Source organism: Bacillus sp. JJ1474 (assembly GCF_036965225.1).
Taxonomy (GTDB): Bacteria; Bacillota; Bacilli; order Bacillales; family Cytobacillaceae; genus Cytobacillus.
The window spans coordinates 1-10,658 of record NZ_JBALPC010000133.1 but is presented as its reverse complement, the minus strand read 5'-3'; the positions used below and the strand labels follow the sequence as shown (position 1 = coordinate 10,658).

Annotated in this window: 8 protein-coding genes, 2 pseudogenes and 1 other annotated feature; of the genes and pseudogenes, 9 read left to right on the top strand and 1 reads right to left on the bottom strand. The window is 36.8% G+C overall.

Annotated features, from left to right (window positions below; translation table 11 throughout):
• Window positions 1-161: 161 nt before the first annotated feature.
• From V7164_RS16505 to V7164_RS16495, 3 genes are all read left to right on the top strand, one after another.
• Entirely contained in the window at window positions 162-416 is a 255-nt protein-coding gene (locus V7164_RS16505) for a hypothetical protein (protein ID WP_335354624.1), read from the top strand.
• A gap of 197 nt (window positions 417-613) precedes the next feature.
• Window positions 614-1,285, top strand: coding sequence for an EAL domain-containing protein (locus V7164_RS16500; RefSeq protein ID WP_335354623.1), 672 nt, complete (start codon window positions 614-616; stop codon window positions 1,283-1,285).
• Window positions 1,286-1,354: 69 nt separating this feature from the next.
• Window positions 1,355-3,046: a methyl-accepting chemotaxis protein gene (locus V7164_RS16495; RefSeq protein ID WP_335354622.1), complete on the top strand. Its 1,692-nt coding sequence runs from the start codon at window positions 1,355-1,357 to the stop codon at window positions 3,044-3,046.
• 88 nt (window positions 3,047-3,134) lie between these two features.
• Here V7164_RS16495 and tyrS read toward each other — a convergent pair whose 3' ends face one another.
• The gene (gene tyrS / locus V7164_RS16490) at window positions 3,135-4,391 is read right to left on the bottom strand and encodes a tyrosine--tRNA ligase (protein WP_335354621.1); all 1,257 of its coding nucleotides are present in this window, start codon (window positions 4,389-4,391) and stop codon (window positions 3,135-3,137) included.
• A gap of 74 nt (window positions 4,392-4,465) precedes the next feature.
• Window positions 4,466-4,688 (bottom strand) — a binding site (T-box leader).
• A 199-nt stretch (window positions 4,689-4,887) separates the two neighbouring features.
• On the opposite strand from tyrS, the gene V7164_RS16485 reads away from it, so the two are divergent.
• The 6 genes and pseudogenes from V7164_RS16485 to V7164_RS16460 form a co-directional block, all read left to right on the top strand.
• The gene (locus V7164_RS16485) at window positions 4,888-5,520 is read left to right on the top strand and encodes a helix-turn-helix transcriptional regulator (RefSeq protein WP_197414433.1); all 633 of its coding nucleotides are present in this window, start codon (window positions 4,888-4,890) and stop codon (window positions 5,518-5,520) included.
• Window positions 5,521-5,549: 29 nt separating this feature from the next.
• The gene (locus V7164_RS16480) at window positions 5,550-6,368 is read left to right on the top strand and encodes a pyruvate, water dikinase regulatory protein (protein ID WP_335354620.1); all 819 of its coding nucleotides are present in this window, start codon (window positions 5,550-5,552) and stop codon (window positions 6,366-6,368) included.
• Window positions 6,369-6,832: 464 nt separating this feature from the next.
• Window positions 6,833-7,266, top strand: a pseudogene (locus V7164_RS16475) (DUF188 domain-containing protein).
• A gap of 111 nt (window positions 7,267-7,377) precedes the next feature.
• The gene (dnaG, locus tag V7164_RS16470) at window positions 7,378-9,192 is read left to right on the top strand and encodes a DNA primase (protein ID WP_335354619.1); all 1,815 of its coding nucleotides are present in this window, start codon (window positions 7,378-7,380) and stop codon (window positions 9,190-9,192) included.
• Window positions 9,193-9,242: 50 nt separating this feature from the next.
• Entirely contained in the window at window positions 9,243-10,370 is a 1,128-nt protein-coding gene (gene rpoD / locus V7164_RS16465; RefSeq protein ID WP_335344563.1) for an RNA polymerase sigma factor RpoD, read from the top strand.
• Window positions 10,371-10,451: 81 nt separating this feature from the next.
• Window positions 10,452-10,658 (top strand): annotated as a pseudogene (locus V7164_RS16460) (hypothetical protein); the annotation flags it as partial.

Genomic DNA, 10,658 nt, shown 5'->3' with positions numbered 1-10,658 from the left:
CTATTGCTATGATTGCCAGGTTACCAAATTCTTGTTTATTTTCCATGAAATTTTTGGCTATTCTATTTGGAATAGCCTTTTTTATTTTCTATCAGAAAAAGCCTATTACTTAGTGTTTTATTGTTTAGGGCAGAAAAAAATTTAAAGTGAGGTGAGCTTTTATGAAGGTTGAAAATTTAATTGCTGATATCAATAAATATATGGAGCAATTAGACTTTGTCGCAGCGCGAAAACTTATTGAAGAAAATCTAAATGTATTAGATAAACATAGGATTTCACTGAAAAGCAATGCAAGAGATTTACTTAAATTCCTTATAGAAAGACATGATTCAGGGAATCAGCCTATCTCCAGACAAGACATGGCAACATTAATCGCTATCAATACATATGCAACTAATTTTGTATTAGAGGCTTAAAGCTAATTATTAAGGATAAAGCAGAATTGCTTTTGCGAACAGATATACTCGAATATTTAAACAAAGATGCAAAGGCTATATTAGATGGAATGGGTGTAATAAATACGGAATTACCTAAATAATAAGCTAATATTGTGTAGGAAGAAGGGTGTAAAATAGATTTTCGGTCCATTACAACAATAACGCAAGAAAAATTATTGTACAGTGAATATCAGCCGCTTATGAATTGCAGCAATGATACTATTTTTGCACATGAAGCTTTAATGAGAACTACACCACGAATGAATCCTCTAATTGTAATTGAAAAGGCCAGAAATAACGGGGTTTTATTTGAGTTAGACACGTATTGCATTAAGAATGCAGTCATGCAATACCCTAACTTTTATTTAAAATCTCATTTATTGTTTATAAATATTCTGCCCACAACAATCGTCCATCATGATTTCGAAAGTTTCATAAATAAATTGCTCCTTTTATTTCCTACTATTAGAGGACAGATCGTTTTTGAAATAAACGAGGAAGCTATCCAAAAAAATATTTGGGAACAACAAATTTTTATGAGCCGTCTATTGTTTTTAAAATCGAATGGCTTCCAAATTGCATTTGACGATTTACCGGTTACTAAAGACTCTTTTAAAATGATCGAAATTATTTCGCCTGATTTTGTAAAGCTGGATCATACGAAATCAAAAGGCTTATCCGTATCAACCGAAAAACAGGCACTTGTCTCTCTCTTTTTAGAATTCACAAACAAAGAAATAAAATTAGTGCTAGAAGGCATTGAAACAAAGAATGACCTGTTAGCCGCAAAACAATTGGGTGTACCTATACTTCAGGGCTACTATATATCAAAACCGAAACGGCTTTAGTAAATGACACTTTAGCCTTATGTAGTTATGTCTAAAAAAGATGAATATATTGAAAGTTGAGGAAAATAATTGAAGAATTTATTAAGCTTTAAAAGTATTAGAACGAAAATATTGTTTGGATTTTCAATAGTGATTTTTCTCGTGTTACTATTAGGAGGTTTTAGTTTTTATCAAATCAATACAACGAATAATGATACAGAATTTATAGTTGATCACGAGATCCAATTATTAATTGCAAACGAGCAAATGTCTAGTACTTTGGCAAATAGAATATCAACTGCACGAGGCTATGTCCTATATGGCGGTGACTACAAAGAACGCTTTAACGAATATACTGAGAAAGGGAAGCATTATGAGCAAATAGTTAGAAAGATTGGTGCATCTCAGGAGTTTGATGAACTTATTAAGCGTACTGTTGAATGGAGACAGTATGTGGCCAAAGAAGTATTTGAAGAGTACGAAAAAGGAAATATCGAAATCGCACGGCAAAACCTTGCAAAAACAGATACAACCGTTCGTGAACTTATGGCTGGATATGAAAAATTAGCCAGCGATAGCCAAGATTCAATTAATAGAAAAGGGACAGAAATTATAGCTAGTGGAGAAAAAACGGTCCTTTACATAACGATTGTCATTCTTTTGGCTGTAGTTGTTAGTATTGCAGTAGCACTAATAACCTCCAATGTGATTTCAGGCCCAATAAAAAAGGTAATGGAAAGAATGAATCTCATTGCTACCGGTGATATGAGCCACGAACCGTTAAAAAATAATTCTAAAGACGAAGTTGGCCAGCTAGTAGCTTCTACAAATGAAATGAATAATAATGTTCGCCAATTATTAAGTGAAATTAACCTAGTCTCTGAATCTATTGCAGGTCAGAGTGAAGAATTAACGCAATCTGCCAATGAGGTAAACGCTGGATCTCAACAAATTGCGACTACCATGCAGGAATTGGCAACTGGCACAGAATCACAAGCTGCCAATGCAAGCAATCTATCCTCCATCATGGGCTCCTTTTCATCCACAGTTCAAGAAGCGGATGCAAATGGCGATCTTATTCTACAGGCGTCTAATGAGGTATTGTTAATGACTGGTAAAGGAAGCCAGCTAATGGAGTCTTCCTTTAATCAAATGACAAAGATTGATCAAATTATGCAGGATGCAATGCAAAAAGTGTACGGCCTTGATACCAAGTCTCAAGAAATTTCTAAATTGGTTTCTGTCATAAAAGATATCGCCGACCAGACGAATTTATTAGCTTTAAATGCAGCTATTGAATCAGCAAGAGCTGGAGAACATGGCAAAGGTTTTGCAGTCGTAGCTAATGAAGTAAAAAAGCTTGCAGAACAGGTATCTTCATCTATTTCTGATATTACAAACATCGTAACAGGTATTCAGGATGAATCAAATATAGTAACTAAATCATTACAAACAGGATATGAAGAAGTTGTTCAAGGGACTAGCCAAATTAAAACTACTAGTGAGACGTTCGAAGGCATTAGTGCGGCGATAAAAAACATGTCCAATAATATCCTCACTGTTACTGAAAATCTAGCTGCAATCACTGCGAATAGTGAAATCATGAGCGGATCAATTTCCGAAATCGCAGCCATTTCTGAAGAGTCAGCTGCAGGTGTAGAACAAACCTCTGCCTCCTCCCAGCAAATCAGCAGTTCAATGGATGAAGTTGCCAGTAGTTCAGAAGAACTTGCAAAACAGGCTGAAAAGCTAAACGGCTTAGTTATGAAATTTAAGTTATAAAATATACGGAATTTAATAAGCCCTAGAAATTATGCTTTTGTAATTTCTAGGGCTTTTATTAAATCTTTATTGCTGATGACTTAATGAATTAGTATTTAATTAAGAAATATTTCTTCTTCCCGCGGCGAATGATGGTAAATTCATTCTCGATGCGATCATTTACCGTAAGGACATAGTCTGTTTCTGTTACTCTTTCACCATTAATCGAAACGGCTCCATTTGCCACATCTTCCCTAGCTTGACGTTTAGATGGCGAGATTTTTGCATCCACTAGTAAATCAACAAGGCCAATTTCCTCACCAGAAGTATGCTCGTACGATGGGACATCCTTAAATCCTTGTTTAATTTCTGACCCGGAAAGATTGCTAACTTCACCGCTAAATAATGCCTCTGAAATTTTTATTGCCTGATTTAATGCTTCCTCCCCATGTATGAGACGAGTCATTTCCTCGGCTAAAGCTTTTTGAGCTTTACGAAGATGTGCTTCTTCTTGAACAGATAGTTCTAGTGCTTCAATTTCTTCTTTAGAAAGGAAAGTAAAGTATTTCAAGTATTTAACAACATCAGCATCAGCAGCATTAATCCAGAATTGATAGAACTCATATGGTGAGGTTTTTTCCGGATCTAGCCACACAGCGCCACTTTCCGTTTTACCAAATTTTGTTCCATCAGCCTTAGTCACAAGTGGAATCGTTAAGCCATATGCTTTCGAGCCTTCCCCTGTCATTTTTCTAATGAGTTCAAGACCTGTCGTAATATTGCCCCATTGGTCGCTTCCGCCAATTTGCAGCTTACATTGGTAATTTTCATATAAATGTTTAAAATCCATTCCTTGAAGGATTGTGTAGGTAAACTCTGTAAAAGATATCCCTGTTTCTAAGCGTGACGCAATCGTATCCTTTGCCAGCATATAATTGATACCTACGTGCTTCCCATAGTCTCTTAGGAAGGTGATAATATTCATCGGTGCAGTCCAATCATAGTTATTTACCATGATCGCTCCGTTTTCTCCTTCGAAATCAAAAATCATTTTTAATTGTTTTGTCAGACAATCTACGTTATGCTGCACAGTTTCAACTGTTTGCAGTGTTCTTTCTTCAGTCATTTTTGGATCACCAATTAAGCCAGTTGCTCCGCCGACAAGTACAATCGGACGATGTCCATGATTTTGAAATCTCCTCAATGTAAGAAATGGCAGCAAATGCCCAATATGCATACTGTCACCTGTTGGATCCATCCCGCAATATAAAGAGATTTTCTCCTTATTTAAGGTGTCCTTCATTCCTTCTTCATCTGTTTGTTGGTAAATAATCCCTCTCCACTTTAAATCTTCTAGTAAGCTCATTGTTTGCTTCCTCCTTTTTGGTTACCCCTTCATATCGTCCATTACCAAAAAAACAAAAAACGCCCCTGCATAATTGCAGGGACGCATTAATTTTGCGCGGTACCACCCAAATTGAGGACAATTGTCCTCCACTCATTTCTGATAACGGATCTTCCGTTCACTGCTATAACTGATAGCTCAGGTTGACAGTGAATGCTCAGGGAGGTAATTCATCCTTCTATGTGTACCGGCTCACAGCAGCCGCCGGCTTTCTGAAACAGAGATAGAAGTACTACTTATTCCCATCAAAGCATATATAAATTTTTTATGTCTAGCTCCAGCGCCTACCCCCGACGTACAGGACGTACTAGTGTCGACAATGCGACAGGACGTCGCGTTTTTGTCGACCTCGAGGTCATAAGCCAATCCGCCAAGAAAGTTAAAGAACAACCTTCTCGACAGCTTGTCTTATGCTTGTCGGGGGTGGGCAAGGCGCTTACGCTTTTCTATTTAGGTGGTGAGGACAATCGAATTAAATAAGCGGCAAGAAAAAATATTAGAAATTGTGAAGGAAAACGGGCCAATCACTGGTGAAAATATTGCAGAAAAGTTAAATTTAACTCGAGCAACATTAAGACCGGATTTAGCCATTTTAACAATGGCTGGCTTTTTAGATGCGAGACCGCGGGTCGGCTATTTCTATACAGGAAAATCAGGTACTCAGCTGCTTACAGATAATTTAAATAAGCTGTATGTGAAGGATTATCAATCGATACCTGTAGTTGTGAATGAAAATGTTTCGGTTTATGATGCCATTTGTACAATGTTCTTGGAAGATGTAGGAACATTATTCGTGGTTGACCAGGAATCCATACTTGTTGGCGTTCTTTCTAGGAAAGATTTGCTGCGTGCAAGTATAGGGAAACAGGAATTAACGAATATCCCTGTAAACATAATCATGACAAGAATGCCCAATATTACAATGTGTGAAAAAGAAGACTTATTAATTGATATTGCAAAGAAATTAATTGAGAAACAAATTGACGCGCTTCCGATTGTTAAAGAAACGGAAAAAGGCTTTGAGGTAATAGGCAGAATTACAAAAACGAATTTAACAAAAGCATTTCTTGCTCTTGCAGAAGATAATTAAATCATGTACAGAGGAGATGGTGTTAAGGGATGACAAAAAAGCCAATCATCTATGTTGTGTCTGACTCTGTTGGGGAGACTGCCGAATTGGTTACGAAAGCAGCCGTCAGCCAGTTTAATGGCAGCGGAGTAACGATCAAGCGATTTCCATATGTGGAGGACAAGGTTCATATAGAAGAAGTAATTTCTTTAGCAAAAATGGATAATGGAATGATCGTATATACACTTGTTAAGCCAGATATACGCCATTATATTAATGAACTGGCTGAGCGGGAAGGGATCTATGCTTGTGATATAATTGGGCCGTTAATGGATAAAATTCAGCTTTTATATGGAAAAACACCTCTATTCGAACCAGGTCTAGTTAGAAAACTGGACGAGGATTATTTTAAAAAAATAGAAGCTATTGAATTTGCTGTTAAATATGATGATGGCCGTGATCCAAGAGGGATATTAAAAGCGGATATTATTCTTGTAGGAGTATCCCGAACTTCTAAAACACCGCTATCACAATATTTAGCCCATAAAAGACTAAAGGTCGCAAACGTACCGCTTGTACCAGAGGTGGATCCTCCTGAAGAATTGTATTTAGTTCAGCCCGAAAAGTGCTTTGGACTAAAAATTAGCCCGGAAAAGCTCAATCATATTCGCAGAGAACGGCTAATATCTTTAGGATTAAGCGATAATGCCAGTTATGCAAACATTGAAAGGATTAAAGACGAAATCAATTATTTTGAAAAAATCGTCAGCAAATTAAATTGTCCTGTCATTGACGTAACGAATAAAGCCGTAGAAGAAACGGCAAATTTAATATTAAATCAATACCACAGAAGCTTTCCAAAAAGCTAGCACATAATTCTGTATTATGTGCCTTTTTCTTTTTTGGCAAAAAGGTAACGGAACCTTTTGAAAATTTAAATTCTTCTTGATGCGTTTAAAACAAAATATTAATAGAAATAAGAAAAAATAATAGAAATTCAAGCTTTTTTATACTATAATAAAAAATTGTGATAAAAATGTTATAGTTTAGGTTTAGAGTTGAGTATGAACGAATAAACTATTTATTGTGAGAAGTCAAGTGACCGGAAAAAAAACAATTCGACATGATCAATTGTAATGGAAATGCTGCAAGAATTATTTTGTATCAGGATTCTGAAAAGCATTTAGACCATTATACCCGGCTTGATTGAAAATCTACTTGTAATTTTAACAGTTGCATGAGTTTAGGATGAATGTAGCTCATGCTAAAAGTTGCTTTTTGAAAGAAGGATTATGTGGAGTGATGTAGAATAATTAGAACATTAGGCAATCCAATTATCTTGGTTGATGCCGATTCTTGTCCTGTAAAGGAAGAAATTGTCGAATTAGCTAATAGCTATCTGTTGATGCTATTTTATTGCCTCATATGCTCACATAAAAAATGATCTAAAGGGAGCTTCTTGGAAATTTGTTGAATCAAGTAAAGAGGCTGTTGATTTATTCATTATGAATCATGTGCAGAAACGGGACATCGTTGTTACACAGGATATTGGTTAGCATCGACACTTTTATTTATGTTCTGTCTCCAAAGGGGATTTCATACGATGAGAAAGATATTCATACTGCGCTTGATATGAGATATTTATCGGCCTAAGCGCGTAGAAGGGGGATACATGGGAAAGGGCCCATGCCTTACAGTCGTGAAGATCGTACTAGGTTTGTGAAAGAATTGACAAAGATTTTGTCGAATTTTGAAGGAATTCGCTAATTTTTATAGAAATATTAATTAATGGATTAATTATCTTTCTAAATTTGATGCCCTGGGTGTACTTTAAGAGGCTTCTTATGTATTGATTTTTTATTAATTGGAGTTGTTCCCATGGTAGAGCGTATCGCCGAGGAGAAAGTGAATGAGATTCGGCAAGCTGTCGATATTGTTGATATTATAAGCGATTATGTTCAATTAAAAAAGCAAGGACGAAATTACTTTGGTCTATGCCCATTTCATGGAGAGAACACACCATCTTTTTCCGTTTCACCTGATAAGCAAATTTATCATTGCTTTGGATGCGGAGCCGGCGGAAATGCCTTTTCATTCTTAATGGATCTTGAAGGTTATTCCTTTCAAGAAGCAGCTGTCAGATTAGCTGAAAAAGGGAATATTAAGCTTGACATGATTATTCAGTCCGCAGCCGCTCAAAGTAATGTTCCTCCCGATATTCAACAAATGCTGGAGGCCCATGAGCTATTGCGTAAATTTTATCATCATCTGCTGTTAAACACAAAAGATGGCCAACATGCACTAGACTATTTGCTTGGCAGAGGATTTACGATTGAAACCATTGAGAAATTTCAAATTGGATATTCCCTTCCTTCTTGGGATTTTGTATATAAATTTCTTGGGAAGAGAAAGTTTCCAATAGAGGTAATGGAAAGAGCAGGTCTTATTATTAAACGCGAAAAAGATGGCAGTTATTTTGATCGTTTTCGCAACCGAATTATGTTTCCGATTTTTGACCGAAGTGGAAAAACGATTGCCTTTTCAGGAAGGTCTTTAGGGGACGATGAACCCAAATATTTAAATAGTCCTGAAACGCCAATCTTTAATAAAAGCAAAATTTTATATAATTTTCATTTAGCAAGACCTCAAATCAAGAAACTCCAGCAAGCTGTTTTATTTGAAGGATTTGCGGATGTTATTTCTGCTGATCTTGCAGGAGTTGAAAACGGTATTGGCACAATGGGAACATCCTTAACGGAGGACCATGTCTCCGCTTTAAAGAGAAATGCTCAGTCAATCACTGTTTGCTATGATTCCGACAATGCTGGAATTGAAGCGGCTTTCAGAGCGGCTAACATGCTATCTAATGCAGGATGTCAAGTAAGGGTTGCTTTAATGCCAGACGGCCTTGACCCAGACGACTATGTTAAAAAATTCGGTCCAGAAAAGTTTCGTCACGAGGTAATAGATGGCAGTCATACAATTATGGCGTTCAAGCTGCATTATTACCGCAGAGGGAAAAAACTGCAGGATGAAGGAGATCGCCTGCTTTATATCGAAGAAGTATTAACGGAAATAAGCAAATTAGATAATGCAGTAGAAAAGGATTATTATTTACGGCATCTTGCGGATGAATTTTCCCTATCACTGGAAGCACTTAAAGAACAGGAAAAACAAATTAATTTTTCAGAAAGACGGAAGACTAAGGGACAGAGCAGCAACGAGACAGTCAAAAAACAGCTGATTCTTCAAAAGCAAGCGAAGCAGTTAAAGCCTGCATATTATACAGCTGAGAGAAATTTAATTGCACATATGCTTGCCGATAGTGACCTTGCATTTAAGGTTCAGAATTTTCTTCAAGGAAATACGTTTAATGTGGATGAGCATCAAGCAATCATTACTTATTTATTAGGCTTTTATGAAGAAGGACACCCGCCAGATACAAGTGCCTTTATCAACTTCCTAGTTGATGAAAAGTTAAAAAGAATCGTTGCTGATATTCAAATGATGGACATAAACGATGAATTAAGCGAACAAGAATTAACGGATTATATAAAACAGGTGTTTAATTATCAAAAAATGTTAAAGATAAAAGAAAAACTGCTTGAACAAAAAGAAGCAGAGCGGAAAAGTGATTATGCAAAGGCAGCCTTGATCGCAATGGAAATTATTCAATTGCGCAAGTCTCTATAGATTAGGATATTTCTTAAGGATTGTCTGTGACTTTGGAAGGAGGGGGACATATGGCTGAAAAATCAGCTCGTTCAAAAGAAGTTGATTCAGAATTGACCCTAGATCAAGTGAAAGAACAATTAACAGAGGTTGGAAAAAAGACGGGCGTTCTTGCCTATGACGATATTGCAGAAAAATTGGCCCATTTTGATTTAGATTCTCATCAAATGGATGAATTCTATGAGTTCCTTGGAGATCAAGGTATTGAGCTAGTCGGTGACAATGACGATGATGCCGACCCTAATGCTAAGGAATTAGCAAAAGGTGAAGAAGAGTTTGACTTAAATGATTTAAGTGTTCCACCAGGCGTGAAAATCAATGACCCTGTGAGAATGTACTTAAAAGAAATTGGCCGTGTTGATCTACTTTCTGCTGAGGATGAAATTTCACTTGCAGAACGGATTGAAGATGGTGACGAGGAAGCGAAAAGGCGTCTTGCTGAAGCAAACCTCCGATTAGTTGTAAGTATTGCCAAGCGTTATGTTGGCCGTGGAATGCTTTTCCTTGATTTAATTCAAGAAGGAAATATGGGCTTAATTAAAGCCGTTGAAAAATTTGATTATCGAAAAGGCTTTAAATTTAGTACGTATGCAACTTGGTGGATTCGCCAAGCGATTACAAGAGCGATTGCCGACCAGGCAAGAACCATCCGAATTCCCGTTCATATGGTTGAAACTATTAACAAATTAATTCGTGTACAGCGCCAATTACTTCAGGACCTTGGCCGCGAACCAACTCCAGAAGAAATCGCTGAGGATATGGATTTAACTCCAGAAAAAGTGAGAGAAATTCTAAAAATTGCGCAAGAGCCAGTTTCTTTAGAAACGCCAATTGGGGAAGAAGATGATTCCCATTTAGGCGATTTTATTGAAGATCAGGATGCGACTTCACCTTCTGAGCATGCTGCCTACGAGCTTCTTAAAGAGCAGCTGGAGGATGTTCTTGATACTTTAACCGATCGTGAGGAAAATGTACTGCGCCTTCGCTTTGGGCTTGATGACGGACGTACAAGGACCTTAGAGGAAGTCGGTAAAGTATTCGGTGTTACACGTGAACGTATTCGCCAAATTGAAGCGAAAGCATTGCGCAAATTAAGACATCCGAGCAGAAGCAAGCGTTTAAAAGACTTTTTAGAATAGAAAATCATTGTCAGAAAATAGTTTACTTCTTACAATAGAGGTAAGCTATTTTTTTTCCGCTGGAATGGACGTGTATTCTTAATGAATGAAACAAGAAAAAAGATCATAGTTAACGAAATAATTAATTGGCGAAAAAATCGCATGCTCCCTGAACATTATTGTGATTTCCTCTTAGCATTGTACACAGAAGGAAATGAACCGGAAAACAAGAAAGAGCCAGCAGCTATAAAAAAAATTCACTGGAAAAACCATTATTTATTTTTAATGTTAATTCCGTTAGCTCTATTT